The organism is Caenimonas soli, from assembly GCF_013155545.1.
Taxonomy (GTDB): domain Bacteria; phylum Pseudomonadota; class Gammaproteobacteria; order Burkholderiales; family Burkholderiaceae_C; genus Ramlibacter; species Ramlibacter soli.
Window position 1 is genome coordinate 17,539 of sequence record NZ_JABJVV010000012.1, and the last position, 23,652, is coordinate 41,190.

Consider the following 23,652-nt stretch of genomic DNA (forward strand, 5'->3'; position numbering starts at 1 on the left):
GAGCAGTGCACATGACCCCCGAGCAGAAGAAAAGCAATCTGCGCATGGCCCTGGTGCTGGCGTCGATCGCGGCCACGTTCCTGATCGGCTTCATAGCCAAGATGGTGATGCTGTCGCATTGAGCCGTCCATGAGCATCCGCGCCGAAAACGTCAAGATGGTGGGCAAGCTGGCCGTGGTCGCGGCCGGCATGTTCGCCTTCGGCTACGCGCTGATCCCCATCTACAAGCACATCTGCGAGGCCACGGGCATCAACATCCTGTCGCTGTCCGAGCGGCAGGTGCCCGGTGGCGGAAGCGCGGGCGCCGACGTGAAGCTCAACACCCAGGTCGACACCAGCCGCACCATCACCGTGGAGTTCGACGCCAATTCGCGCGGCCCCTGGGAGTTCAAGCCGGCGCAGCGGTCAATCCAGGTTCATCCGGGCCAGCTGGCAACGGTGATGTACGAGTTCCAGAACGTGCAGAACCGGCGCATGGCGGCCCAGGCCATTCCCAGCTATGCGCCCCACCAGGCCGCCGCGCATTTCAACAAGCTCGAGTGCTTCTGCTTCACCCAGTACGTGCTGGAGCCGGGCGAGAAAAAACAATGGCCGGTCGCGTTCGTGATCGACCCCAAGCTGTCGAAAGACGTGACCACCATCACGCTGTCCTATACCTTCTTCGAGGTAGGCGGCAAGACCCCGCCGGCGCCGATATGAACGTCGCACGGCCGCCCGAAGACGTGAAGGCCCCCTTGGGGGGCAGCGCAGTACACGCAGTGACAAGCGTGGGGGCACTGCTATGAACATCGTGCGCACCATCAAGGCGGTTGCCTGGTCGTTCATCGGCATCCGCAAGAACAGCGGTTACCAGGAAGACCTGAGCAAGCTCAATCCGCTCCACATCATCGTCGTGGCCCTCGTGGGCGTGGCGCTCTTCGTGGGCGGTCTGGTGCTGCTGGTCAATTGGGTGGTGGCGAAGTAGTCACAAACAGAATTCAAGATAAAAAGTATCGGGAAATCAGGAGTTCAAATGAGTTCAGCTGCACCGGGCACCACGCCTTACTATTTCGTGCCACAACCCTCGCGCCATCCTGTCATGGCGTCGTTCGGCCTGTTCTGGGTCATCCTCGGCGCGGGCCAGTGGATCAACGGCGCCGGATGGGGCAAGTACGCGCTGTTCTTCGGGCTGATCTGGCTGTTCGGCGTGCTGTTCCAGTGGTTCAGCGAGGCGATCGGCGAGAGCGAAGACGGGTACTACGGCCACAAGGTCGACCTGTCATTCCGCTGGAGCATGAGCTGGTTCATCTTCTCCGAAGTGATGTTCTTCGGCGCGTTCTTCACCGCCCTGTGGTGGATGCGTTCGCATTCGGTGCCGGCCCTCGGCGGCCTGGAGAATTCGCTGCTCTGGCCCGATTTCAAGGCCGTGTGGCCCACGCTCGCCGCCGGTGCCACGGCTTCCCCGGCCGGCATCATCGAGCCGTTCCAGACCATGACGCCGTTCTGGCTGCCCACCATCAACACGGCGCTGCTGCTGTCTTCGGGCGTCACGCTCACCATCGCCCACCACGCCCTGCGTGAGAACCATCGCGGCCGGACCATCATGTGGATGTGGATCACCGTCGTGCTGGGCGCCACCTTCATCGGCGTGCAGGGCTACGAATATTTCCACGCCTACCGCGACCTCAACCTCAAGCTCACGTCGGGCGCCTACGGCTCGACCTTCTTCATGCTCACCGGCTTTCACGGCTTCCACGTGATCGTCGGCATGTTGATGCTGCTGTTCATCACGCTGCGGCTGATGAAGGGGCACTTCACGCCCGACAGGCACTTCGGCTTCGAAGGCGCCGCCTGGTATTGGCACTTCGTGGACGTGGTGTGGCTCGGCTTGTACACCCTGGTGTACTGGATGTAACGGGCAACCCGCTAAAACAAGGGCCGCGATGCGGCCCTTGTCCTTTGTGGATTACTTGCCGACGGGTATGCCCGTCGGCTGGATATAACCGAACTTCCAGGCGAGCAGGATGCACACGAACAGCAGGATCGAGAACCCGACGCGGAACGCCAGCGCGCGGGCCATGTTGCTGGTCTTGGGCTTGCCGCCCTGGCCGTCTCGCATCATGAAGAACAGGGCCGAACCCAGGCTGCCGATGATGGCCACGAACGCCAGGAGCACGAGATATTTCATGAGGGCAATTATCCCGTGACCGGCACCCGCTCAGCGCGCTTCTGGCTGGTGACGTTCGCCGCCCTGGCCGCGCTCGCCGCCACGCTGGCCCTGGGTGCCTGGCAGATGAGCCGGGCGGGGCAGAAGCTCGCACTGGAGGCAGCCATGCAGGTGCGCGGCGCCCTGCCGACGATCGACCAGCAGACCCTCCTGGCCGCCGCCGCCGCGACCTCCAGCACCGCGGACCTGCTGCATCGACCGGTCATCCTGCGCGGCACCTGGCTGCCGCAGCACACGGTATTCCTGGACAACCGGCAGATGCGCGGGAAGCCCGGCTTCTATGTGGTCACGCCCCTGAAGCTCGAAGCAAGCCCCGCGGCGGTGCTGGTCGAACGCGGCTGGGTCCAGCGCAACTTCGTCCAGCGCGACAAGTTGCCGCCAGTCGATACGCCCCCGGGCGTGGTCGAGCTGCGCGGCCGTATGGCCCCGCCTCCCGGCAAGCTATACGAGTTCGGCGGCGCCGGCGGCGGCGCCATCCGGCAAAATATCGACTTGGCCCAGTTCCGGGCCGAAACGGGTCTGGCGCTGCTGGACCTGGCCGTGCAGCAGACCGGCGAGCCGTCGGAAGGCCTGTTGCGCGAGTGGCCCGAGGCCGCCAGCGGCGCCCCGAAACATTACGGTTATGCCTTCCAGTGGTGGGCCTTGAGCGCCTTGATCGCCATCCTTTATGTCTGGTTCCAGTTCATCGCCCCGCTTCGAAAGCTCCCGCATGCTTGACGAGCCCCTGGGCCTCACGGTGCATTCGCTTCCCCGTCCCCAGGACGCGCTGGAGGGGGACGGCCGCCGCACCCGCATGGGGCGCCTGAAGATGCTGGCCGTGCTGGCGGTCTGCGCCGCGCCGGTGGTGGCCTCCTACTTCACCTACTACGTGGTCCGCCCGGAGGGCAGGCGCAACTACGGAGAACTGATCGAGCCGCAGCGGGCCTTGCCGGCGTTCACCGCGACCTCGCTGGACGGCGCGGCGGTACCGCTGCGCTCGCTGCGCGGCCAGTGGCTTTTGGTCAGCGTCGCGGGCGGGGCCTGCGACACGGCTTGCGAAAACCACCTGTACCTGCAGCGCCAGTTGCGCGAGGGCCTGGGCAAGGACAAGGACCGCCTGGACTGGGTCTGGCTGGTGCCTGACGGCACCCCGCCTCGCCCGTCGCTGCTTCCCGCGCTGGCCCAGGCCACGGTGCTTCGAGTCGATGGTGCGCAACTGGGCCAATGGCTGGCCGCGGCGCCGGGCCGGCAGCTGCCCGATCACCTGTACCTGGTGGATCCGCTGGGCAACTGGATGATGCGATTCCCCGCCCTGAAGCCGGGCGAGGTCGACACGGCCGCGGCCAAGGAGATCAAACGCGACCTGGAGCGTGTGCTTCGCGCCTCGGCATCCTGGGACCAGCCCGGCCGCAACCGCCCCTGATCATGGACACCCAGCCGCTCTACGACCTGTCGCCCGCCTTGCGCCTCATGTTCATGGGCGTGGCGATCGCGCTCGGGCCGCTCGCCTGGGTGTGGCTGCGCAACAAGGGCCAGGCGCCGGCGCGGCGGCTGCAGGCCTTGACGCTCCTGACGCTGTTCCTCACCTTCGACCTGGTGCTGTTCGGCGCCTTCACGCGGCTCACGGATTCGGGGCTGGGCTGTCCCGACTGGCCGGGCTGCTACGGCAGCGCCAGCCCAAGCGGCGCGCAGGCCCAGATCAGCCAGGCCCAGGCCGCGATGCCCACCGGTCCCGTGACGCATGCCAAGGCCTGGGTCGAGATGCTGCACCGCTACTTCGCCACCGGCGTCGGCGTGCTGATCATGACGCTCGCCGCGGTGACCTGGCTGCAGCGCAAGCGGGGCGTTGCGGTCAGCCCCTGGTGGCCGACCGCAACGCTGGCCTGGGTGTGCTTGCAGGGCGCCTTCGGCGCGCTCACCGTGACGATGAAGCTTTTTCCGGCCATCGTCACGCTGCATCTGCTGGGCGGCCTGGTGCTGCTGGCGTTGCTATGCCGCCAGGCGGTGGCCTATGAGCAGGCGGCGCGCGCAGTCGGCCCGGTGCCGATCACGCCGGCGCAGCGCGCATGGCTGGCCGCGGCATTTGCACTGCTCTGGCTGCAGGTCGCGCTCGGCGGTTGGGTCAGCACCAACTATGCCGTGCTCGCCTGCACCGAATTCCCGACCTGCCAGGGCAGCTGGTGGCCGGCCATGGATTTCGCGCAGGGCTTCGAGCTGTGGCGCCAGCTGGGCAAGACGGGCGCCGGCGAGAACATCACCTTCGCGGCGCTCACTGCGGTCCATTTCGCCCATCGCTTGCTCGCCTACATCGTGGTCGCGGCGCTGGCCGTCGTGGCCTGGCGGCTGCGCCAAGGCCCGCTGCGGATCCAGGCGCACTGGATTGGTGGCCTGGTCCTGTGGCAGTTCGCCACGGGCCTCTCGAATGTAGTCCTGGGCTGGCCGTTGGTAGCCGCCATCTCGCACACCGGCGGCGCCGCTGCGCTGGTGGTCGTCCTGACCTGGGCCTTGTGCGAAAGCGCAAGCGCTCGCTCGGCCCTCATGGCGGCGCACCTGCCGGCACGGAAGCTTTCGACATGAGCGCAACCAAATCAGAACCGATGGGCCACCCCTTGGCGTCCAAGCTCCAGCAGTTCCATGCGCTGACGAAGCCGCGGGTCATCCAGCTGATCGTCTTTTGCGCGCTGATCGGCATGGTGCTGGCCGTGCCCGGGGTGCCGACGCTCGCCGATCTCCGGCTGGCCTTCATCGCCTGCCTGGGCATCTGGCTGGTGGCAGGCGCCGCCGCCGTATTCAACTGCCTGGTCGAAAAGGGCATAGACGCCAAGATGCGGCGCACCGCCTGGCGCGCCACCGCCAAGGGCGAGCTGAGCGACTGGCAAACCCTGCTGTTCGCGGCCGTCCTTTGCGCCGTCGGCTCCTGGCTGCTATACGTGTGGGTCAATCCGCTGACCATGTGGCTGACCTTCGCCACCTTCGTCGGCTACGCCGTGGTCTACACGGTCATCCTCAAGCCGCTGACCCCGCAGAACATCGTCATCGGCGGCGCTTCGGGCGCGATGCCGCCCGTCCTGGGTTGGGCCGCCATGACGGGCGACGTGGGACCGGAGGCGCTGATCCTCTTTCTCATCATCTTCCTGTGGACGCCGCCGCACTTCTGGGCCCTGGCCCTGTACCGGGTCGAGGACTACCGCAAGTCGGGCCTGCCGATGCTGCCGGTGACCCATGGCAACGAGTTCACGCGACTGCAGGTGTTCCTCTACACGCTGGTCCTGTTCGCGGCCTGCCTCATGCCCTTTGCCTACGGCATGAGCTCGTGGCTGTATCTCGCGGCCGCGGTGGTGCTGAGCTTCGGCTTCTCGCTCTATGGTTTCCGGCTCTGGCGCGAGTATTCGGACGCGCTGGCGCGCAAGACCTTCCGCTTCTCCCTGATCCACCTGAGCGTGCTGTTCGCGGCCCTGCTGGTGGACCACTACATCTTCTGACCATGCATCGACGCTTCGCCCTCGCATCCCTGGCCGCCTGCCTGCTGGCGGCATGCACCGAATCCAAGCCGCAGTTCAAGGCCATCGACGTCACGGGCGCCGACTATGCCAAGGACTTCCAGCTGACCGACCACAACGGCCAGCCGCGCAGCCTGAAGGACTTCAAGGGCAAGCTGGTGGTGATGTTCTTCGGCTACACCCAGTGCCCCGATGTCTGCCCCACGTCGATGGCCGAGTTGGCCGAGGCGAAGAAACTACTGGGCCCCGATGGGGACAAGGTGCAGGGCGTGTTCGTCACGGTCGATCCCGAACGCGACACGCCAGAGGTGCTCAAGGGCTACATGGCCAACTTCGACCCCAGCTTCCTGGCGCTGCGCGGCACGCCGGAGCAGCTGGCCGCCATGGCCAAGGACTTCAAGGTTTACTACAAGAAGGTGGAAGGCAAGACCCCCACCAGCTACACCATGGACCACTCCGCCGCCAGCCTGGTCTACGACACGCAAGGCCGCCTGCGCCTGTACACCCGCTACGGCAGCGGTCCCCAGGCCCTGGCTTCCGACCTGCAGTTGCTGCTCAAGCAAGCTTAGGACGGGCATGGTCCAGCACCTGCTCGCACGGCGCGGTGCTGCGCGAATTGCGCTGATCCCGCAGGAGGTGCTCGAAGCGCTGAACCAGGGCCTCATACCGACGGTCAACCTGAACGAATTCCTGGCGCTCGACCTGGCGCGCCTCACGCGCAACGTGGCGCGGCAGATCGGGTTGGACCCTGCGGCCGAGCGGCTGGCGGACACGCTCGACATGCTGGGCGCCTTCAGGCCCGTCAAGCGGCACGAGCATGTGGCGCGTGCTCTCTACGACATGGCCGAACCCCGAGCCGACCGCGATGCGATTGCCCACGCCCTTGCCATGCATCCCAGCGACGTGGCGCGTTCCTGGGCCGCGCAATGGATCATGTTCTCGGGCCTGCCGCTCGCGCGCAAGTTGCTGTCGGTGCGGCGCTTCGCCGCCGACTCGCATTTCGGCGTTCGCGAGATTGCCTGGATGTCGGTGCGCACCGACGTGGCGGCCATGCTGGATGAAGCCATCCCCTTGCTCCAGCCCTGGGTTCATGACGGCGACGCCAACATCCGCCGCTTTGCCAGCGAACTCACCCGCCCGCGCGGCGTGTGGTGCGCTCAGATCGAGATCCTCAAGGCCGAACCCTGGCGTGCGCTGCCTCTGCTGGAGCCGCTGAAGGCGGACGAGAGCCGCTATGTCCAGAACTCGGTGGCCAACTGGCTCAACGACGCGGGCAAGAGCCAACCCGAGTGGGTGCACGGGTTGTGTGAACGCTGGAGCGGTGAATCGACTTCCCCGGCAACGGCCTACATCGTGCGCCGCGCGTTGCGGAGCCTTATTCAGCCTTGATGCCGCGCATGGCGATCACGCCGCCCAGCAGGGCGGTGTCGGCCTTGATGCGGTTGGCCAGGCCTTCCGATGAACTTCCCGCTACCTGCCAGCCCTGCTGGAACAGCTTTTGCCGCACTTCCGGCGTGCGCGCGATCTCGCTGATCAGCGACGAAAGCTTGGCGACGATAGGCTTGGGCATGGACGCGGGGCCGGCGGCTGCGGTCCAGATTTCCAGCTGGAAGCCCTTGATGCCGCCTTCGTCGAGGCTGGCGAACTCCGGCACCAGGGGACTGCGATTGATGGAGGTGACGCCCACGGCTTTGAGCTTGCCCGCGCGGATTTGCGCCGCGGCCAGGCCCGGCGGCAGCAAGGACAGCTGGATCTGGCCGCCCATCATCGCGTTGATGACCTGCGGATTGCCGGGGTAGGGCACGTGCACCGCATTGATGTTGGTCTTGGTCTTGAGCAGTTCCATGCCGATATGGCCCACGGTACCGACGCCGGGCGTGCCATAGCTCCACTTGTCGCCCCCGTTGCGTGCCGCCAGGAAGAATTCCTGCGCGTTGTTGAAGGGCGCATTGGCGGGTGCCGTCAGCAGCAGCGGAGCGGTGCCTATCAGGCTGATCGGCGCGAAGTCTTTCAAGGGATCGAAAGGCGTCGCCGGGTTCAGCAGCTTGGCGATCGTCATGTTGCCGTTGATCATCACGCCGATGGTGTGATCGTCTTTCGCCTTCGCCACCACGTCGGCTGCGATGTTGCCGCCCGCGCCGGGGCGGTTTTCCACGATGACGGGCTGGCCCAGCGCCTTCGACAGGGGCTCAGCGATCGTGCGGGCCACCAGGTCGGGCGTGGAGCCGCCGGGGAAGCCGACCATGATGCGGAGCGGCTTGGTCGGCCAGGGCGCCTGGGGCTTGGTGGACTTCTGGGCAAGTGCGGCAGACGACACGGCGGCGAGGGCCATCATCACGAATGCGCGGCGCACAGGAAACTTCGACATGCTTGGTACTTCCTTGGAATGACGCCCCTTTGGGGAGCGGAACCCGCAATGCTAACTAGAAATTGAGCGGACGGATGAGCTTGCGGGCATCGGGCCGCATCGCATTCACGCTGTCGAGCAGCCATTTCACCGTCCCCGGGGAATCCAGGTCCTTGTCCGGCAGCAGCGCCACCGCGACATGGAATTTGAGCGTGGTTCCGGGTGGCAAGGCGTCGGACGACCGCAAGCCGCTGGCGATCACCTGTTGCGCGCGGCTGATCGCATTCTCCGTGCTGGTCGGGCCTTCCAGCAGCAGGGCGAACTCGTGCTCGCCGATCCGGGCCGCGAGGTCGATATCGGTGATGGCGCGCCGCAGAAGCGAAGCCGCCACCACCAAGGCCTTGTCGGCCGTTTCGCGGCCGAACTCCGACGCGATGCTTTCGAAGTTGGAAATCTTTACCGTCATCAGGGCGCAGGCGTGTTTGAGCGAGCGGCAGCGCACGAGTGCGCTATCCAGGCGCTGCAGCAGCGTACGGGCGTGGGCCAGGCCGGTCAGCGCGTCGGTGTGGGCCAGGGCAGCGGCGCGCACCTGCGCTTCGCGGCGGCGGGCGCCGCGCAGGCTGAGCGCATAAAACAGGATGGGCATCTCCAGTGCAGCGCCGATCGACAGGCCGTACCGGGTCAGCGGGCTGATGGGGATCAGGTTCATGCCCTTGGCAATCGGGAACACGGCCATGACCAGCACCGGCAGGAATCCCAGCGCGATCAACCGGATATGAGGGTCGTCGCCCTGCGTCCACACCAGGATGATCAGCCCGAACACCACGACCAGCGCCAGCAGCGTGAGCACCATCACCAAGGCGAAGGAGCCGCGCGAGACGATGAAGGTGTCCAGCGCCACGGCCGACAGCAGGGCGGCGATAAGGCTCCACACCAGCAGGTCAAGGGCCTTGGAAAACCGTGCCGGCTCGGTGACGGTGCGGGCGAACCAGAGTGCGGCGGCCGAGGAGACCCCTGGCAGCAGGAAGGTTGCGACCTCGTTCCATTTGAGCCAGTGATCCCACAGGTGCTGCGCGCCAATCCCCAGGTACGCCACCTGGCCCGCTGCCAGGAGGGCGACGTACACCGCATAGACGCCGAAGTTGCGGTCGCGGAATGCAACGGCGTTAGCGGCGGCCACGACGACGATCAGGCCCGCCAAGCCGAAATACGCGCCCAGCAGAAACTGCTCGAGTTCGCGTGATGCGACCAGCGTCGAACGATCCTGGATGACGATGGGGGTGGCGAAATCCACCCTTTCATGCTCGATGCGCAGCCAATACGGGACCGGCTTGCCGGCGACCGGGGATAGCTCGAAGGTGGGGAAACGGCCCCGCATCGGCCAATCGGACACAGCCTTGGTGTCGCCGGCTTCCTGCTCCACCCAACGCCCTTCGGGAGACCGGTAGAACAGCTGCACGCGGTCGATGCCCGACGACTTCAGGCTCAGAAACCAGGGCTTCTCGGCGGTGTTGAGGGCCTCGAAGCGGATCCACAAGGCCTTGCCGTCGATGCGATGGGTGGCGCCGGGCTGGCGCACGGCCCAGGGCAGGCTGTCGCCTGCGGCTTCCATCTGATCGGGCGTCCGCACGCCCCCGGGATCGATCCAGTAGCGGCTGCGCCCCTCCAACGACACGTCATGCGTCTGGGGCGATAACGCGATGACATCCTGGGCGAGCGCGGTGCCCAGACTTAGCAGCCAAAGCGCCACCCCCGCCGCGAACGACCAGATTATTTTGGAACTCCTCACTCAGCCATTGTTGCAGCATTTCGCCCCAATGGCTGGGTTACGAAGTTATGCGTACGCGGCGAGCGCCTTCTTCATCTTCTTCATGGCGGCGGATTCGATCTGCCGGATGCGCTCGGCGCTCACGCCGTATTCGGCTGCCAGGTCGTGCAGCGTCATGCCGCCGGAGCCGTCGTCGTTGACCTTGAGCCAGCGCTCCTCGACGATGCGCCGGCTGCGGGGATCGAGTTCCTCCAGCGCCGCGGCAATGCCATCGCTGGCCAGCACGTCGCGCTGGCGCGATTCCATCACGCTGGTGGGCTCATGGCTGGCGTCGGCCAGGTAGGCGATCGGGCCGAAGGCTTCGTCGCCATCATCGCCCGGCGTGGGGTCCAGCAGCACGTCGCCGCCGGCCATCCGGGCTTCCATCTCGATGACTTCTTCGCGCTTGACGTTGAGTTCGCGCGCCATGACGTCGATCTGCGCGTCGGTCAGGCTGTCGCGGTGGGTCTGCGCGTCCGCTTCGTCCTTGAAGCCCTGCTTCATCGAACGCAGGTTGAAGAACAGCTTGCGCTGGGCCTTGGTGGTGGCCACCTTTACCATGCGCCAGTTCTTCAGGATGTATTCGTGGATCTCGGCCTTGATCCAGTGCAGCGCGTAGCTCACCAGGCGCACGCCCTGGTCGGGGTCGAAGCGCTTCACGGCCTTCATGAGGCCGATATTGCCTTCCTGGATCAGGTCGCCGTGCGGCAGGCCATAGCCCAGGTATTTACGGGACACGGACACCACCAGGCGCAGGTGCGACAGCACCAGCTTACCGGCGGCTTCCAGATCGTTCTGTTCTTTGAGTTTCCGGGCGAACTCCTGCTCCTCCTGGGGAGTCAGCATCGGCAGGCGGTTCACTGCCGAGATGTACGCATCGAGATTGCCCAGCGAAGGAACAACCGCCCACGGGTTGGCCATCGCCAGTGCCGTGCCAGGGGCTCCAATAGAGGTGGACATGCCAGAAATTCCTTTCATCGAATTGCTATGCTAGCACTCTCTTAGAGGGAGTGCTAAGACATGAGTTCAAGAACCAGCATACGACAATGAGGGTATTCCCGGGTATCAAAGGGTGCTTGCGCCTGTCGCTTTGTTAGTCGTTTCCCGCTAGCATCTGAAACATATAGTAACAAGCGCGGGATGTTCCCGGTGCAGGGCCGGAGACAGTATGAAAAACATGATCAGCCGGGTCTTCTCCAAAAAGGGAGAGCCGTCGCAGATGCCGCCCGCCAACCCGGTGGTCTCTTCTGAACTGAGCCACAGCGACATCGAAAATTATTACTTGCGTATTATTATTGACTGCCTGCGTCGTATGCTGGTGCCGATCGACAGTATCGAGGTCGGCATCAAGCGTTCCGGCACCGGGCCTGGCGGGGTGCCCGCCTTTGCCGGCTATGTGCGCATCACGAAATGGGACCCGGTTGTGACGCCCGTGCTCTTGCAGAACATGCCCGTGATCGATGCGCGCATCCGCAAGGTGGCCGAGGCCTCGGTGATCCTCGAGCACACCCACTTCACGGGCCTGTGGTTCCAGGCCACGAGCAGCACCGAGGGTTCGCCCAAGACCTTGCTGGGACTTCCCTCCCAGTTGATCCACCTGCCCGGCGCCATCGGCTGAGTTTTTCTACCAGCGCATGCCGAGCTTGGCGAACAGCTTGCTCAGCACGAACAGCGGGCCCACCCAGAGGTAGCGCAGGTCCTCGAAAAACGAGGGCTTCTTGCCTTCGATCTTGTGGCCCACGAACTGGGCAATCCACGCGGCCACAAAAATGGCCGCCGACACCGGCAACACCAGGCTGCCCATGGCATGGACCAGGGCCAGGCCGATGGCAGAGAGCGCCGCCATGGCCACCAGGAACACCAGCGACAGCCGGGCGTAGTAAACCAGGCTGGCCGCAACGAAGCCGATTGCCAGCCAGGGGTGGACCGCCCAGAGCAGTCCCAGCAGGCTCAGCATGATCAGCGGTATGGCGACGAAGTGGATGCGTTCGTTGCGCGGATTCTGGTGGCTCTCGCCGTAGTGAGCCAGCAAGCGATCGACTTCGCGTTCGGCCGCCGACGCGCCGGCGCCCTGGGTAACGGTGTCCATCGATATCTCCTGTCTTTTTTGGAACAATGGGCTCATTCTGAGAGGCCCGTTCCATGCAAGACTGTGAAGAACTTAACATTCTGAGCGTCACCACCACGGTAGGTTCCCTGGAAACCGCAAGAGTCCTGGCGCGCGAAATCCTGTCGCAGAAGCTGGCGGCCTGCGTCCAGCTCGACCAGGGGATCATCTCGCTCTACCGCTGGAAGGGCGAGCTGTGCGAAGAGCCGGAGGTGCGGCTCACGATCAAGTCGTCGCCGGAGTGTGAGGCGGCACTGCGAGAGCTGCTCACACAGCACCACCCCTACGAGCTGCCGCAGTTCCTGGTCCAGCGCATGAGTGCCAGCGAGGGCTACGCGCAGTGGGTCCGCGCCGAGGTAGCCGCCTAGCGCACCAGGACGCCCGGCCGCGTGCCGGAAGGCCCCATCTCGCCGATCACGGCCGCGTCGCCGAAGCCATGGCGGCGGAAGATCGCCAACACCTCATCGGCCGCGGCGGGGGTGCAGGACACCAGCAGCCCGCCGCTGGTCTGCGGATCGGTGAGCAAAGACTTGGCCACGGGATCGAAGCCGGCCGGCAGTTCCACCGACGGGCCGTAGCCCGCCCAGTTGCGGCCCGATGCACCGGTGACGTGGCCCGCTGCCGCCAGTTCGGCGACGCCCTCCAGCAAGGGAACCTTGCGCCAGTCGATGCGGACTTCCAGGCCGGCGCCGCGCGCCAGTTCGAGTGCATGGCCCGCCAGGCCGAACCCCGTCACGTCGGTCAGGGCGTGAACGCCCGCCAGCGCCGCCAGCTCAGGGCCCGGCGTATTCAGGCGCGTGGTCGTCTCGATCATGCGGCGGTATCCGTCGGCATCCAGCAGCTCCTTCTTCAGGGCTGCGGAAAGCACGCCAACGCCCAGCGGCTTGCCCAGGATCAGCACGTCACCCGCGCGGGCATCGGCGTTGCGCTTGACGCGCTTGGGATGCACCAGCCCGAGAGCGACCAGGCCATAGATGGGCTCGACCGAGTCGATGGTGTGGCCGCCCGCGATCGGGATGCCCGCCTCGCGGCAAACCGATTCACCGCCTTCGAGGATGCGCCCGATGGTGGCCGTGGACAGCACGCTGATCGGCATGCCGACCAGGGCCAGCGCCATGATCGGCTTGCCACCCATGGCGTACACGTCCGAGATGGCATTGGTCGCGGCGATGCGGCCGAAGTCGTACGGGTCATCCACGATGGGCATGAAGAAATCGGTGGTGGCGATCAGCGCCTGCTCGTCGTTGAGGCGGTACACGGCCGCATCGTCGGCGGTTTCTATGCCCACCAGCAGCTCGGGGGGCAGCGGCATGCGGGCCGTTCCCTTGAGGATTTCGGACAGCACGCCCGGGGCGATCTTGCAGCCGCAGCCGCCACCGTGCGACAGAGAAGTCAGGCGGGGCTCGGCAGCGGTGGCCGCGGAAGGGTTCAATGGCGCGTTCATGACGGTTCCTGAAGGTCCTGGAGAAGCTGAAGCAATGCGCGCCGCTCCGTTTCGGGGGCGAACAGGGGCGCGCGCAGCGAGCATTGTGCGCGCAGCCGCTCCAGCAGCGGCGGGGCGGGGTCATTGGCGGCACGGGCCTGGTCCTCGCGGCAGCGCACCAGCAGGGCGGCCAGTGCCGGGGCGTTCCCGTGTTCGAAGTAGCCTTCGTAGTCAGGACCCAGCATTCCGACGTTGCCGGGAATGCGCGAAGCCAGGACCGGCGTGCCGCTGCGAACGGCTTCCATGATGACGTGGGCACCGCCTTCCGCCGCGCTGGTGTGTACCAGCACGTGGGCGCGCTGGATCGCCTGCCTGGCCTGAGCGTGCGGCAGGGGGCCCAGCCAGCGGTAGCCGGGGCATTGCGCCTGCGTTGCGGTGGCCTGCTCGGCCCACACCGGCTCTTCGGCTTCGCCGATATGGTCGATGCGGATGTCGTCCCTTTCGCTCAGCAGGCGGGCGGCCTGGAACAGGGTCTCGGGGCTCTTCACCTGGCGCAGGTGGCCCACCATGGTTGCCCTCAGGCGCGCCGCGCTTTTGCGCAGCGGCGCACGGGCGGTGGTGGACTGGTAGATGACCCGGGTTTTCTCACGGAGTCGCGCGGACAGCGCGGCGGCCCCGAGCTCCTGCAACACCACGAGGCGCTGGGCGGCCTCCACGGAACGCTGCGCCTCGCGGTCGTTGGCAAGGTCGCCGTAAAGGTCGGTGCCGGTGAGCACGACGACCAGCCCCCGGCCGGGATGCGCCTGGGCCCAGGCTTGGATAGCATCCGCGGACCGCCGCGCGTGCAGTGCCAACATGAAGGCGTCTTCGCCGTTTTCGTCCGGCCAGTGCTGCACGATGCGCACTCGCCAGTGTGGGCTCAGCAATTGCCGCCAGCGCCGGGCGGTCTGCCAGTTGCCGTTGTTGGCAGCGGCCAGTGCCGGGCTTACGATGACGACTGATGGACGAAGCATCCCACGGTTATAGCGCGGCGCAGGCATTGCGCAGCGGCGATCGCGCTGCTGTGAGGCATGCGCTCGTGGCGGCGCGCGAGCGCACGCTGGCTATCGCGGATGCGTACGCAGCCGCCCTGGATCCCGTTGGCATGCGGGTGCCATACCAGCCCACACTCAATCCGCCGCTGTGGGAGTTGGGCCATATCGGCTGGTTCCAGGAATACTGGATAGGGCGCAACCGCGAGCGTGATCGCGGGGTCGAGTGCGACCCGGCGCACGCGCGGGGTCCGTCGCTGCTGCAGGCGGCTGACTCTTTCTACGATTCGAGCACGGTGGCCCATCGCAGCCGCTGGGAGCTGCCGCTGCCCGATGCGGCTGCCACCCGGCGATACCTCGCTGAAGTCCATGCGCAGACCTTGGATCTTCTGGACCAGCTGCCTCCCGCCGCCGGTGACGCCGAACTCTATTTCTTCCGGTTGGTGAGCCTGCATGAGGAGATGCACGCCGAAGCGGCCTGCTACATGGCGCGCACGCTGGCCGTGCCTCTTGCGATGCCCGCATCTGCCCACGTGCCGGCGCGCGGTGAGGTGGAGGTGCACGCGCAAACCTTCCGGCTGGGCTATGACGGGCCGGGCTTCGCCTTCGACAACGAACTGCAAGCGCACGAGGTCCGCATCGACGCTTTCAAGATCGACGCCCAGCCCGTGTCATGGACCCGCTTCCTGGGCTTCGTACAGGATGGGGGCTATGAGCAGCCGCAATGGTGGGACGAACCCGGCTGGGCCTGGTTGCAGCAAACGGGCCGCCCCGCGCATGAAATACAGGTGCATCAGCGGGCTGATGCGGCCGTGCACCTGAGCGCCCACGAGGCACGGGCATGGTGCCGCTGGGCGGGGCGCCGCTTGCCCACCGAAGCGGAATGGGAGTGCGCCGCCGTTGCAGTCCCCGGTTTCTCGTGGGGCCAGGTCTGGGAATGGACCGCCTCGGCATTCCAGCCCTATCCGGGCTTCAAGGCCCATCCCTACCGCGACTATTCCGCGCCCTGGTTCGGCAGCCGCCTGGTGCTGCGCGGCGCGTGTCCGGCCACCTCGCCGCTCCTGGCGCATCCGCGTTATCGCAATTTCTTCGAACCGGATCGCAACGACGTGTTCGCCGGATTTCGCAGCTGTGCCTGACCGGCGCTGTCACTTGGGGTGTAATCGGCGCCAGTTCCCGTTACTTTTTTGAGGCAACCCATGTTCTCCAATTCCTTTCCTATCGCGCGGCGTGTCCTGTTGGCCCTTGGCTTGTTCGCGCTCGGCGCCGCGGCGCAGGCTCAACAGGTGTTCCGCGTCACGGCGATTCCCGACGAGTCGCCCACGGAACTCGCGCGCAAGGCCGCGCCGCTCATGAAATACCTGGAGCAGCGCCTTGGCACGAAGGTGGAGTTCACACCGGTGACCGACTATGCCGCCGCGGTGGAAGCGCTGGCCAACAAGCAGGTCGACCTCGCCTGGTTCGGTGGCTTCACCTTCATCCAGGCCCAGCAGCGTTCCGGCGGAAAGGCCGTGCCGCTGGTACAGCGTGAAGAAGACGCGAAATTCAAGTCGGTCTTCATCACCACCGACGACAGCATCAAGACGCTGGCCGATCTGAAGGGCCGCAACGTCAGCTTCGGCTCGCAGTCCAGCACCTCGGGTCACCTCATGCCGCGCAGCTTCCTGCTGGCCTCGGGCCTCAACCCGGATCGCGACTTCAAGCGGGTGGCCTACTCCGGCGCGCACGACGCTACCGTGGCGGCGGTCGCCTCCGGCAAGGTCGACGCAGGCGCGCTCAATATCTCGGTATGGGAAAAGCTGGTTGCAGACAAGAAGGTCGACCCCGCCAAGGTCCGCGTCTTCTACACCACGCCGGCCTATTTCGACTACAACTGGACGGTGCACGCCGACATGGCTCCCGCCCAACGCGCAAAGTTGGCCAAGGCATTCACGGACTTGAGCAAGGACACGGCAGAGGGCCGCGAAATCCTGGAGCTGCAGCGCGCGACGCGATTCATCCCGACCTCCGTCGACAACTACACCGGCATCGAAGCCGCGGCGCGCAGCGCCGGCTTGCTCAAGTGAGCTGAGCCCGCCGCCTCCGCCCCCATGAAGCTCAGCCTGGACCGTGTGTCCGCCCGGCATCCGGCCGCGCGTCCCAACTCGCCGGCGGCATTGCAGTCGCTGGAGCTGGAAGTGGCGTCCGGCGAGCAGGTGGCGGTGATCGGCCCTTCCGGTGCGGGCAAAACCACGCTGCTGCACGTGCTGGCCTGCGCGTTGCGGCCAACGGCGGGCGCCGTGCGACTGGACGGGCGCGACCCCTGGCAATTGCCGCGCAGTGAACTGCAGCGACTGCGCGGCGAATTTTTTCTGGCGCCCCAGGTGCCGCCCTTGCCACCGCGGCAGCGCGTCGTCACGGCGGTGCTGGCCGGGCGCCTGCCGCATATCAGCCTGGCGCACAGCCTGCGGAGCCTGTTCTATCCCACGGGCATCACGCAGGCCGATGCCGCGTTGGCTCGCTTCGATCTTTCCGACAAGCTGTTCGCCCGGGTGGATCGCCTGTCTGGCGGCGAGCGCCAGCGGGTGGGCTTGGCCCGCGCGCTGCTGGCACAGGCGCGGCTGCTGCTGGTGGACGAACCGCTGTCCGCGCTGGACCCGTCGCGCGCCGCGCAGGCCCTGGCATCCCTGACCCAAGCCGCCGGCGAAACCGCTGCCACGCTGGTCACCACCATGCATGACGTGCCTATGGCGCTGCGCACTTTCCCGCGCATCGTGGGCTTGCGGGATGGCGCGCTGATGTTCGACCTGCCCGCTGCCGAAGTCACGGCCGAGCGGCTGCACGCGCTGTACGAGCAAAAACTGGACGAACTGCAGGGAAACGCCGCCCTGGACGAACCGCCGGCGCCCGCGCCGCTGCCGGTCCAGATGCACTGCCGTTAGGCCCATGACGAACGCCGCACGATTGGCGAACCAGCGCGATCCGGCTTGGGCCGGACGCGTCTTCTGGCTGCTGGCCGCGGGTGTCGTGCTGTGGCCCTTGCTGGTCCTGGCCGAGTTCAAGCCCTGGCTCCTGGTTTCGCCCGCCAGCATGAAACCCGCGCTGCGCTTTCTCGCGGACTTCGTGCCGCCGCGAATCGATGGCCCGTTTCTCTGGCTGGTCGTTCGGGAGACCTGGCGCACCGTCGCCATCGCCACCGCCGGTTTGGCGCTGGCGCTGGTCATCGCTCTGCCTCTCACCTTGCTCTCGGTGCGGGTGCTCTCGATCTCCGGGCTCGCCGGCCGCATGGCTGCGGCACCGGCAATCATGCGGTGGGCTGTGCGCGGCCTGCTGATCGTGCTGCGCAGCGTGCCCGAGCTGATCTGGGCCCTGGTGTTCGTGCGCGTGGTCGGTCTCGGCCCGACCGCCGGCGTGCTCGCCATAGCGCTCACCTACGGCGGCATGCTGGGCAAGGTGTATGGCGAGATCCTGGAAAGCGGCGAGGCGCACAGCACCATCTCGCTGCTGCGCAATGGCTCCGGCAGGCTGCAGGCCTTCTTCTATGGCCTGCTGCCCACCAACGCCGCGGAGCTCACCAGCTACACCGTGTACCGCTGGGAATGCGCGATCCGGTCCTCCGCGGTGCTCGGCTTCGTCGGCGCCGGCGGGCTGGGTCAGCAAATGGATTCGTCGATGAAGATGTTCAACGGCGCCGAGGTCAGCACGATGCTCCTGGTCTTCGTGGCACTGGTGGCGTTGACCGACCGCCTGAGCGCCTGGCTGCGCAAGGCGCTGGGCTGATATGGACAGGAAGCCTTCCAGGACCGCGGCCAACGAGGTGTATCGCCTGCCCCCGCCCATCTTCGACGCCCGCTGCAAGGCCTGCTGGATGGTCGTGGCGCTGGCGCTCTTGGTGGTGCTGAGCTTTTGGTCACTCGATCTGCAGTGGGCGCAGTTCTTCTCGCGCGATGCGACGGCCCGCATGGGCCGCTTCATGGCCGAGTTGCTGACGCCCGAAACTGACAGCGTCTTTCTGGCCAAACTGTTGCCCGCCACGCTCGAAACCCTGGCCATGTCGGTCGTCGGCACGCTGCTGGCCGCAGGCTTCGGCCTGTTATTGGCCTTGCCTGCTGCCAAGACCTGGCCGGGCGACAAGGCCCGCTGGCGCGGCGCGAGCCGGTTGCTGCTCAATGCGCTGCGCAGCGTGCCCGAGCTGATGTGGGCGGCTCTGCTCCTCATCGCTGCGGGCCTGGGCCCGTTCGCCGGCACCCTTGCGCTGGCGATCCACACCACCGGCGTGCTGGGGCGGCTATTCGCGGAGGCGATCGAGAACGCACCGGAAGGGCCGGGCTTCGCCTTGCGCGTGCGCGGGCTCGGCGAGGGCCGGATATTCCTCTACGCCAGCCTGCCCCAGATCATCCCGCAGTTGCTTAGCTACACCTTGTATCGCTGGGAGAACAACATCCGCGCCGCCGCGATCCTGGGTGTGGTCGGCGCAGGCGGCCTGGGCCAGATGCTGGCCTTCCACCTTGGCCTGTTCCAGATGGCGGAGACCAGTTCGGTATTGGCGGCAATGCTGCTGCTAGTGCTGCTGGTTGATGCCGCCAGCTACGCGGCGCGCCGGCTGATGTCGCGCTAAGCCCTTGCATTCGGTGGTCCGCGCGTCGCGGCAGGCGGTACCCGTCAGGCCAGCAACGCCAACGCGAATTCCCGCGCGCTGAAGGTTTCCAGGTCTTCCAGCTTTTCGCCGACGCCGATGAAGTACACCGGCACGGGTTTTTCCTGGGCGATCGCGGCCAGCACGCCGCCTTTGGCCGTGCCATCGAGCTTGGTGACGATCAGGCCGGTGAGCTGCAGGGCATCGTCGAAGGCGCGGACCTGGGCCAGCGCGTTCTGGCCGGTGTTGCCGTCGATCACCAGCAGCACTTCGTGGGGTGCGGTGGGTTCTGCTTTCTGCACCACCCGCCTGATCTTGCGCAGTTCTTCCATCAGGTGCAGCTGCGTCGGCAGGCGCCCGGCCGTGTCCACCAGCACCACGTCCTTGCCCCGCGCGCGTCCCGCCGTCACGGCGTCGAAGCTCACGGCGGCTGGGTCGCCGCCCTCCTGGCTGACGATTTCGACCGTGTTGCGGTCGGCCCAGATGGCCAGTTGCTCGCGCGCCGCGGCACGGAAGGTGTCGGCCGCTGCCAGCAGCACCGAGGCGCCCTCGTTGGCCAGGTGCTTGGTGAGCTTGCCGATCGAAGTGGTCTTGCCGGCGCCGTTGACGCCGGCCACCATGATGACCGTGGGCTTGAATTCGCCGATCACCAGGGGCTTTTCAAGCGGCCGCAGCAGTTGCGTGAGCGAATCGATCAGGATGTTTTTCACCTGCACCGGCCGCGTCGCGCCGCTGGCCTGCACGCGGCGCTTGACCTCGTCCAGCAGGTGCTGCGTGGCCTTGACGCCCGTGTCGGCCATCAAGAGCGCGGACTCGAGTTCCTCGTACAGATGGTCGTCGATCTGCGCGCCGGTGAACACCAGCGAAATGCTGGAGCCGGTCTTGCGCAGGCCCGAAGTGAGCTTGTCCAGCCAACGCTGGCGCTCCGGTGCGACCGGCGCCGGAACCGGGATCTCGATCGGCTGCACCAGGGCGCTGCCGATCAGGCTGCCGCCTTGGGCCGGTGCTTGCGGTGGCAGCGGAGGTGCCGCGACGGGCGCGGGTGCCGGCGTGGGGGCGGGCTTTTTCCTGAAGAAACTGAACATTGCTGCGCTTTTTAGAATCACACGATTCTATGAAACACCCCTTGCGACGCTTTCTCTGGAATTTTTGCCTCTTACTGCCGCTTTCGTTTGCACCGCCCGGGGTGACGCAAACCGTTCCCAAATCCGAACAGTTCAAGCTCGACAATGGCCTGACGCTGATCGTCAAGCCGGATCGCAGGGCACCCACGGCGGTGCATATGCTGTGGGTGCGCGTGGGTTCCATGGACGAGGTCGATGGCACCAGCGGCGTGGCCCATGTCCTGGAGCATATGCTGTTCAAGGGCACCCGCGACCTCAAGCCCGGTGAGTTCTCGCGTCGAGTTGCCGCGCTCGGCGGGCGGGAAAACGCCTTCACCACGCGCGACGTTACCGGCTATTTCCAGCAGATACCCGCCAACAAGCTCGAAGAAGTGATGAAGCTGGAGGCCGACCGCTTTGGGAACAACCAGTGGCCGGATGAGGAATTCAAGCGCGAACTCGAAGTGGTCAAGGAGGAGCGGCGCCTGCGCACCGAGGACTCGCCCCGTTCCTTGATGTGGGAAGTGCTGAACGCCACGGTGTTCCAGGCATCGCCCTACCGGCGTCCCGTCGTCGGCTGGATGAGCGACTTGGAAGCCATGACGCCGCAGGACGCGCGCGACTTCTACAAGCAATGGTACGTTCCCGCCAACGCCGTGGTGGTGGTGGCGGGGGATGTAGAGCCCGCGCAGGTGCTGCGCCTGGCGCAGAAGTACTATGGGCGCATTCCCGCCCGGGCTGTGCCGGCGCGCAAGCCGCGGATCGAACCGCAGCAGGCCGGCGCGCGCCGGGTCGAATTCAAGTCGCCGGCGGACCAGGCCTATGTGGCCCTGGCCTTCAAGGTGCCGCAGCTCACTACGTTCGAGCCGGGCCCGGACAACGACGACGCGCTCGCCCTCACGGTGCTGGCGGCTGTCCTCGATGGTTACAGCGGGGCCCGGCTGGACCGGGCGCTGACCCAGGGCGCGGACAGGGTGGCCGACAGCGCAGGTGCGGGCAACGGCTTGTGGGGCCGGGGTCCCCAGCTGTTCACGCTCGATGGCGTTCCCGCCCCCGGCAAGACGCCGGAGCAACTCGAAGCCGCGCTGCGCGCCGAAGTGGTGAAAGTGGCGCAGGGCGGTGTGAGCGAGGCAGAACTCAATCGCGTCAAGACGCAATGGATCGCCAGCGAGGTCTTCAAGCTCGATTCGGTCAATAACCAGGCCCGGGAACTCGCCGGCTACTGGATCCAGGGCCTGCCCCTGGATGGGGCCGACCGCTTGATCCAGCGGCTGCGCGGTGTCACCGCGGAGCAGGTGAAGGCCGTCGCCGCCAAATACTTCGGCGATGACCAGCTCACCGTGGGCGTGTTGCGGCCTCAACCGGTGGATCCGAATCGCAAACCGCGCACGCCCCCGCCGGGCCTGCGCCACTGAAAGGGCTATCGCGATGACAACAAGAATTCTGGGCCTGGCCCTGCTGCTGTGCTGTGGGCCGGCGCTGGCGGCGATCCCGATCCAGCACTGGACGCAGCCCAGCGGCGCCAAGGTGTATCTCGTGCAGAGCCCTTCGATCCCCATGGTGGACGTCCGCATCGAATTCGACGCCGGGGGCCGCCGCGAGCCGGCGGACAAGGCGGGCTTGGCCGGTGTCACGGCCGGCATGATTTCCAAGGGCGTCGAGGCGCGCAACGGCGAGCCCGCGTTGGACGAGAACCAGCTCGGCGAAGCCTGGGCCGATCTGGGAGCCGGCTTCAGCGCAGGCGCGGGTTCGGACCGCATGAGTTTCTCCCTGCGGTCGCTGACTTACCCCGACTTGTTGCCCAAGTCGATTCATTTGGCGGCTAGGCAGATGGGTGAGCCGGCCTTTCCGGAAGCGATCTGGCAGCGCGAGCGGCACCGGCTGGCCGCCTCGATCCGCGAAGCCAACACCCGCCCGGCCACCCTGGCCGGCCGCGCCTACGCGGCCGCCGTGTACAGCGGCCACCCGTATGGGCACGAGATGACCGAGGCCACTCTGGAGCGCATCGGCGTGCAGGACATGAGGAACATGTACCGCCTGATTGAGCCCTGCCGGGCCAAGGTGAGCATCGTCGGCGCCGTGACCCGGACCCAGGCCGATGCCATGGTCACGAGCCTCCTGTCGCGCCTTCCTGCGGCTGCTTCGGGGCGCTGCGAGCCGTTGCCGCCCGTAGCCGAGGTTCCGCCGCTGGCCGAGCCCTTGGTCAAGGCGATCCCGTTCGCGTCGGCCCAGGCGCATGTGCTGATAGGCCAGCCCGGACACAAGCGCAACGATCCCGACCACTTTGCCCTGCTGGTGGGCAACTACACCCTGGGTGGCGGGGGATTCGTCTCAAGGCTGTCCCAGGAAGTGCGCGAGAAGCGCGGCCTGAGCTACAGCGTCTACAGCCATTTCTCGCCGGGACTGCATGCGGGCGCCTTCACCGTGGGGCTCCAGACCCGGCCCGACCAAGCGGCGCAGGCGGTGCAGGTGGCGCGCGAGGTATTGGCCCGGTTCGTGGCCGAGGGCCCCACCGAGGCCGAGCTCAAGGCTGCCAAGGACAACCTCATCGGCGGCTTTCCGCTGCTCATCGACAGCAACCGCAAGCTGCTGGACAATGTGGCCAATATCGCCTGGAACGACCTTCCGCTGGATTATCTCGACACCTGGGTCGCCCGGGTGCAGCGCATCACGGTGGCCGACGTCAGGGCTGCTTTTGCCCGAAAACTCCAGCCCCAGCGCATGGTGACCGTGACTGTGGGGGCCGCCGCGCCGAGCTGATCCTTAAAAAAAGTTGCTTGACCCCCTGTCAAACTTGACAGGGGTTGCCACCACGGCTTGCTTTTTGAGTATCAAAATCGGCGTATCGCTGTCACACGATCGGTGTCCCTGAGTGGGCACTGTGTAGTTCGAAGAAGCCGGGCTCCCTATGGGTCCCGGCTTTTTCCATTGGCGCCCGGTACTTTAAGCTTGGCGGATGAAAACCAAAGCCACGCACGAGGTGCGCATCATCGGCGGCCAATGGAAGCGCACCAAGCTGCCCGTGCCGGACAAGCCCGGCCTTCGCCCCACGCCTGACCGAGTGCGCGAAACCCTGTTCAATTGGCTGGGCCAGGATCTCACCGGCTGGCGATGTATCGATGCCTTTGCCGGCACCGGTGCACTTGGCTTCGAAGCTGCGTCCCGCGGCGCTGCCGATGTGTTGCTGGTGGAGCAGGATGCCGAGCTGGTTTCCCTCCTGCGCGCAGCCCAGGCCAAGCTGCAGGCCCACGCCGTCAACGTCGAGCGGGCCAATGGCCTGACGGTGCTGGCCCGGCTGCAACCTGCCAGCATCGACCTCATCTTTCTGGACCCGCCGTTCGACGCCGGCATTTTCGAGAAGGCCTTGGCCGGGGCTGCTCGTGCTTTGGCGAGCGAAGGCCTGATCTACCTGGAGGCGCCCCATGCATGGGCTGACGACAAGCTGGCGCCTTTTGGGCTGGAAGTCGCGCGCCATCTGAAAGCTGGGGCCGTTCATGCGCATTTGTTACGCCGCGCTGCATAATGCACTGCAAC

28 protein-coding genes are annotated in these 23,652 nt (G+C 66.3%); 20 read left to right on the forward strand and 8 right to left on the reverse strand.

Going from position 1 to position 23,652, the window contains the following annotated elements; translation table 11 throughout:
* Nucleotides 1-11 precede the first annotated feature (11 nt).
* The 4 genes from HNE04_RS28130 (at nt 12) to HNE04_RS18475 (ending at nt 1,894) form a co-directional block, all read left to right on the forward strand.
* Nucleotides 12-122, forward strand: a complete 111-nt coding sequence (locus tag HNE04_RS28130) for a cytochrome oxidase small assembly protein (RefSeq protein ID WP_235965162.1) — start codon at nt 12-14, stop codon at nt 120-122.
* Nucleotides 123-129: 7 nt separating this feature from the next.
* Nucleotides 130-699, forward strand: a complete 570-nt coding sequence (locus HNE04_RS18465; RefSeq protein WP_172222377.1) for a cytochrome c oxidase assembly protein — start codon at nt 130-132, stop codon at nt 697-699.
* A gap of 82 nt (nt 700-781) precedes the next feature.
* The gene (locus HNE04_RS18470) at nt 782-964 is read left to right on the forward strand and encodes a DUF2970 domain-containing protein (protein WP_172222380.1); all 183 of its coding nucleotides are present in this window, start codon (nt 782-784) and stop codon (nt 962-964) included.
* Between the two features lie 48 nt (nt 965-1,012).
* Nucleotides 1,013-1,894 (forward strand): cytochrome c oxidase subunit 3, encoded by an 882-nt coding sequence (locus HNE04_RS18475; protein WP_172222382.1) that lies wholly within the window; start codon nt 1,013-1,015, stop codon nt 1,892-1,894.
* Nucleotides 1,895-1,945: 51 nt separating this feature from the next.
* Here the strand turns inward: HNE04_RS18475 and HNE04_RS18480 are convergent, their stop codons facing one another.
* Complete coding sequence (locus tag HNE04_RS18480) at nt 1,946-2,167, reverse strand: twin transmembrane helix small protein (protein WP_172222385.1); 222 nt, start codon at nt 2,165-2,167, stop codon at nt 1,946-1,948.
* 15 nt (nt 2,168-2,182) lie between these two features.
* On the opposite strand from HNE04_RS18480, the gene HNE04_RS18485 reads away from it, so the two are divergent.
* Genes HNE04_RS18485 through HNE04_RS18510 form a run of 6 tightly spaced genes read left to right on the forward strand, consistent with a single transcriptional unit; the run spans nt 2,183 to nt 7,074 of the window.
* Complete coding sequence (locus HNE04_RS18485) at nt 2,183-2,923, forward strand: SURF1 family protein (RefSeq protein ID WP_328700360.1); 741 nt, start codon at nt 2,183-2,185, stop codon at nt 2,921-2,923.
* On the forward strand, nt 2,916-3,608 hold the full coding sequence (locus HNE04_RS18490) for a hypothetical protein (protein WP_172222388.1): 693 nt from the start codon (nt 2,916-2,918) through the stop codon (nt 3,606-3,608). Before HNE04_RS18485 ends, HNE04_RS18490 begins: the two co-directional genes overlap by 8 nt.
* Before the next feature lie 2 nt (nt 3,609-3,610).
* Nucleotides 3,611-4,762, forward strand: a complete 1,152-nt coding sequence (locus HNE04_RS18495; RefSeq protein ID WP_172222390.1) for a COX15/CtaA family protein — start codon at nt 3,611-3,613, stop codon at nt 4,760-4,762.
* Entirely contained in the window at nt 4,759-5,667 is a 909-nt protein-coding gene (cyoE, locus tag HNE04_RS18500; RefSeq protein WP_172222393.1) for a heme o synthase, read from the forward strand. The genes HNE04_RS18495 and cyoE overlap by 4 nt, the downstream gene beginning before the upstream one ends.
* A gap of 2 nt (nt 5,668-5,669) precedes the next feature.
* Complete coding sequence (locus tag HNE04_RS18505) at nt 5,670-6,254, forward strand: SCO family protein (protein WP_172222395.1); 585 nt, start codon at nt 5,670-5,672, stop codon at nt 6,252-6,254.
* A 7-nt stretch (nt 6,255-6,261) separates the two neighbouring features.
* Nucleotides 6,262-7,074: a DNA alkylation repair protein gene (locus HNE04_RS18510; RefSeq protein ID WP_172222398.1), complete on the forward strand. Its 813-nt coding sequence runs from the start codon at nt 6,262-6,264 to the stop codon at nt 7,072-7,074.
* Here HNE04_RS18510 and HNE04_RS18515 read toward each other — a convergent pair.
* Genes HNE04_RS18515 through rpoH form a run of 3 tightly spaced genes read right to left on the reverse strand, consistent with a single transcriptional unit; the run spans nt 7,061 to nt 10,799 of the window.
* Nucleotides 7,061-8,053: a Bug family tripartite tricarboxylate transporter substrate binding protein gene (locus HNE04_RS18515; RefSeq protein WP_172222401.1), complete on the reverse strand. Its 993-nt coding sequence runs from the start codon at nt 8,051-8,053 to the stop codon at nt 7,061-7,063. The two genes, HNE04_RS18510 and HNE04_RS18515, sit on opposite strands and share 14 nt — an antisense overlap.
* Nucleotides 8,054-8,108: 55 nt before the next feature.
* Nucleotides 8,109-9,821, reverse strand: coding sequence for a sensor domain-containing diguanylate cyclase (locus HNE04_RS18520; RefSeq protein WP_172222418.1), 1,713 nt, complete (start codon nt 9,819-9,821; stop codon nt 8,109-8,111).
* A 45-nt stretch (nt 9,822-9,866) separates the two neighbouring features.
* Nucleotides 9,867-10,799 (reverse strand): RNA polymerase sigma factor RpoH, encoded by a 933-nt coding sequence (gene rpoH, locus HNE04_RS18525; RefSeq protein ID WP_172222420.1) that lies wholly within the window; start codon nt 10,797-10,799, stop codon nt 9,867-9,869.
* Between the two features lie 208 nt (nt 10,800-11,007).
* On the opposite strand from rpoH, the gene HNE04_RS18530 reads away from it, so the two are divergent.
* A complete protein-coding gene (locus tag HNE04_RS18530; RefSeq protein ID WP_172222423.1) occupies nt 11,008-11,457 on the forward strand; it encodes a hypothetical protein in 450 nt (149 codons plus the stop codon).
* A 6-nt stretch (nt 11,458-11,463) separates the two neighbouring features.
* Here HNE04_RS18530 and HNE04_RS18535 read toward each other — a convergent pair whose 3' ends face one another.
* Nucleotides 11,464-11,928, reverse strand: a complete 465-nt coding sequence (locus HNE04_RS18535) for an Mpo1 family 2-hydroxy fatty acid dioxygenase (RefSeq protein ID WP_172222425.1) — start codon at nt 11,926-11,928, stop codon at nt 11,464-11,466.
* 53 nt (nt 11,929-11,981) lie between these two features.
* Between HNE04_RS18535 and cutA the strand changes: the two genes are divergently transcribed.
* Nucleotides 11,982-12,314: a divalent-cation tolerance protein CutA gene (gene cutA / locus HNE04_RS18540; protein ID WP_172222428.1), complete on the forward strand. Its 333-nt coding sequence runs from the start codon at nt 11,982-11,984 to the stop codon at nt 12,312-12,314.
* Here the strand turns inward: cutA and selD are convergent.
* Nucleotides 12,311-13,390 carry a selenide, water dikinase SelD gene (gene selD / locus HNE04_RS18545; protein ID WP_172222430.1) on the reverse strand — a complete coding sequence of 360 codons (1,080 nt, stop codon included), beginning with the start codon at nt 13,388-13,390 and terminating at the stop codon, nt 12,311-12,313. The two genes, cutA and selD, sit on opposite strands and share 4 nt — an antisense overlap.
* The gene (gene senB, locus HNE04_RS18550) at nt 13,387-14,382 is read right to left on the reverse strand and encodes a selenoneine biosynthesis selenosugar synthase SenB (protein ID WP_172222433.1); all 996 of its coding nucleotides are present in this window, start codon (nt 14,380-14,382) and stop codon (nt 13,387-13,389) included. Before senB ends, selD begins: the two co-directional genes overlap by 4 nt.
* Between senB and senA the strand changes: the two genes are divergently transcribed.
* Genes senA through phnE form a run of 5 tightly spaced genes read left to right on the forward strand, consistent with a single transcriptional unit; the run spans nt 14,370 to nt 18,997 of the window.
* Nucleotides 14,370-15,539 carry a selenoneine synthase SenA gene (gene senA, locus HNE04_RS18555; protein ID WP_172222435.1) on the forward strand — a complete coding sequence of 390 codons (1,170 nt, stop codon included), beginning with the start codon at nt 14,370-14,372 and terminating at the stop codon, nt 15,537-15,539. The genes senB and senA overlap by 13 nt on opposite strands.
* A gap of 60 nt (nt 15,540-15,599) precedes the next feature.
* Nucleotides 15,600-16,466: a putative selenate ABC transporter substrate-binding protein gene (locus tag HNE04_RS18560; protein WP_172222438.1), complete on the forward strand. Its 867-nt coding sequence runs from the start codon at nt 15,600-15,602 to the stop codon at nt 16,464-16,466.
* A 24-nt stretch (nt 16,467-16,490) separates the two neighbouring features.
* Nucleotides 16,491-17,321 carry a phosphonate ABC transporter ATP-binding protein gene (locus HNE04_RS18565; protein WP_172222441.1) on the forward strand — a complete coding sequence of 277 codons (831 nt, stop codon included), beginning with the start codon at nt 16,491-16,493 and terminating at the stop codon, nt 17,319-17,321.
* A gap of 4 nt (nt 17,322-17,325) precedes the next feature.
* Nucleotides 17,326-18,159, forward strand: a complete 834-nt coding sequence (locus tag HNE04_RS18570) for a PhnE/PtxC family ABC transporter permease (RefSeq protein WP_172222443.1) — start codon at nt 17,326-17,328, stop codon at nt 18,157-18,159.
* 1 nt (nt 18,160) lies between these two features.
* On the forward strand, nt 18,161-18,997 hold the full coding sequence (gene phnE / locus HNE04_RS18575; protein ID WP_172222445.1) for a phosphonate ABC transporter, permease protein PhnE: 837 nt from the start codon (nt 18,161-18,163) through the stop codon (nt 18,995-18,997).
* A gap of 44 nt (nt 18,998-19,041) precedes the next feature.
* On the opposite strand, the gene ftsY is transcribed toward phnE, so the two are convergent.
* Nucleotides 19,042-20,100, reverse strand: a complete 1,059-nt coding sequence (gene ftsY / locus HNE04_RS18580) for a signal recognition particle-docking protein FtsY (protein ID WP_172222447.1) — start codon at nt 20,098-20,100, stop codon at nt 19,042-19,044.
* A 29-nt stretch (nt 20,101-20,129) separates the two neighbouring features.
* Between ftsY and HNE04_RS18585 the strand changes: the two genes are divergently transcribed.
* The 3 genes from HNE04_RS18585 (at nt 20,130) to rsmD (ending at nt 23,641) form a co-directional block, all read left to right on the forward strand.
* Complete coding sequence (locus HNE04_RS18585; protein WP_172222449.1) at nt 20,130-21,533, forward strand: M16 family metallopeptidase; 1,404 nt, start codon at nt 20,130-20,132, stop codon at nt 21,531-21,533.
* A gap of 13 nt (nt 21,534-21,546) precedes the next feature.
* Nucleotides 21,547-22,878 carry a M16 family metallopeptidase gene (locus HNE04_RS18590; RefSeq protein WP_172222451.1) on the forward strand — a complete coding sequence of 444 codons (1,332 nt, stop codon included), beginning with the start codon at nt 21,547-21,549 and terminating at the stop codon, nt 22,876-22,878.
* A 196-nt stretch (nt 22,879-23,074) separates the two neighbouring features.
* Nucleotides 23,075-23,641: a 16S rRNA (guanine(966)-N(2))-methyltransferase RsmD gene (rsmD, locus tag HNE04_RS18595; protein WP_172222453.1), complete on the forward strand. Its 567-nt coding sequence runs from the start codon at nt 23,075-23,077 to the stop codon at nt 23,639-23,641.
* Nucleotides 23,642-23,652: the final 11 nt, after the last annotated feature.

Excerpts from the sequence above, each read along its gene's own strand:
- HNE04_RS18515 (WP_172222401.1), bottom strand. The coding sequence starts at position 8,053 with ATGTCGAAGTTTCCTGTGCGCCGCGCATTCGTGATGATGGCCCTCGCC.
- HNE04_RS18560 (WP_172222438.1), top strand. The coding sequence starts at position 15,600 with ATGTTCTCCAATTCCTTTCCTATCGCGCGGCGTGTCCTGTTGGCCCTT.
- HNE04_RS18535 (WP_172222425.1), bottom strand. The coding sequence starts at position 11,928 with ATGGACACCGTTACCCAGGGCGCCGGCGCGTCGGCGGCCGAACGCGAA.
- selD (WP_172222430.1), bottom strand. The coding sequence starts at position 13,390 with ATGAACGCGCCATTGAACCCTTCCGCGGCCACCGCTGCCGAGCCCCGC.
- cutA (WP_172222428.1), top strand. The coding sequence starts at position 11,982 with ATGCAAGACTGTGAAGAACTTAACATTCTGAGCGTCACCACCACGGTA.
- HNE04_RS18490 (WP_172222388.1), top strand. The coding sequence starts at position 2,916 with ATGCTTGACGAGCCCCTGGGCCTCACGGTGCATTCGCTTCCCCGTCCC.
- HNE04_RS28130 (WP_235965162.1), top strand. The coding sequence starts at position 12 with ATGACCCCCGAGCAGAAGAAAAGCAATCTGCGCATGGCCCTGGTGCTG.
- rsmD (WP_172222453.1), top strand. The coding sequence starts at position 23,075 with ATGAAAACCAAAGCCACGCACGAGGTGCGCATCATCGGCGGCCAATGG.
- ftsY (WP_172222447.1), bottom strand. The coding sequence starts at position 20,100 with ATGTTCAGTTTCTTCAGGAAAAAGCCCGCCCCCACGCCGGCACCCGCG.
- HNE04_RS18470 (WP_172222380.1), top strand. The coding sequence starts at position 782 with ATGAACATCGTGCGCACCATCAAGGCGGTTGCCTGGTCGTTCATCGGC.
- HNE04_RS18495 (WP_172222390.1), top strand. The coding sequence starts at position 3,611 with ATGGACACCCAGCCGCTCTACGACCTGTCGCCCGCCTTGCGCCTCATG.
- HNE04_RS18480 (WP_172222385.1), bottom strand. The coding sequence starts at position 2,167 with ATGAAATATCTCGTGCTCCTGGCGTTCGTGGCCATCATCGGCAGCCTG.
- HNE04_RS18565 (WP_172222441.1), top strand. The coding sequence starts at position 16,491 with ATGAAGCTCAGCCTGGACCGTGTGTCCGCCCGGCATCCGGCCGCGCGT.
- HNE04_RS18510 (WP_172222398.1), top strand. The coding sequence starts at position 6,262 with ATGGTCCAGCACCTGCTCGCACGGCGCGGTGCTGCGCGAATTGCGCTG.
- senA (WP_172222435.1), top strand. The coding sequence starts at position 14,370 with ATGGACGAAGCATCCCACGGTTATAGCGCGGCGCAGGCATTGCGCAGC.
- HNE04_RS18530 (WP_172222423.1), top strand. The coding sequence starts at position 11,008 with ATGAAAAACATGATCAGCCGGGTCTTCTCCAAAAAGGGAGAGCCGTCG.
- phnE (WP_172222445.1), top strand. The coding sequence starts at position 18,161 with ATGGACAGGAAGCCTTCCAGGACCGCGGCCAACGAGGTGTATCGCCTG.
- cyoE (WP_172222393.1), top strand. The coding sequence starts at position 4,759 with ATGAGCGCAACCAAATCAGAACCGATGGGCCACCCCTTGGCGTCCAAG.
- HNE04_RS18590 (WP_172222451.1), top strand. The coding sequence starts at position 21,547 with ATGACAACAAGAATTCTGGGCCTGGCCCTGCTGCTGTGCTGTGGGCCG.
- senB (WP_172222433.1), bottom strand. The coding sequence starts at position 14,382 with ATGCTTCGTCCATCAGTCGTCATCGTAAGCCCGGCACTGGCCGCTGCC.
- rpoH (WP_172222420.1), bottom strand. The coding sequence starts at position 10,799 with ATGTCCACCTCTATTGGAGCCCCTGGCACGGCACTGGCGATGGCCAAC.
- HNE04_RS18585 (WP_172222449.1), top strand. The coding sequence starts at position 20,130 with ATGAAACACCCCTTGCGACGCTTTCTCTGGAATTTTTGCCTCTTACTG.
- HNE04_RS18505 (WP_172222395.1), top strand. The coding sequence starts at position 5,670 with ATGCATCGACGCTTCGCCCTCGCATCCCTGGCCGCCTGCCTGCTGGCG.
- HNE04_RS18475 (WP_172222382.1), top strand. The coding sequence starts at position 1,013 with ATGAGTTCAGCTGCACCGGGCACCACGCCTTACTATTTCGTGCCACAA.
- HNE04_RS18570 (WP_172222443.1), top strand. The coding sequence starts at position 17,326 with ATGACGAACGCCGCACGATTGGCGAACCAGCGCGATCCGGCTTGGGCC.
- HNE04_RS18465 (WP_172222377.1), top strand. The coding sequence starts at position 130 with ATGAGCATCCGCGCCGAAAACGTCAAGATGGTGGGCAAGCTGGCCGTG.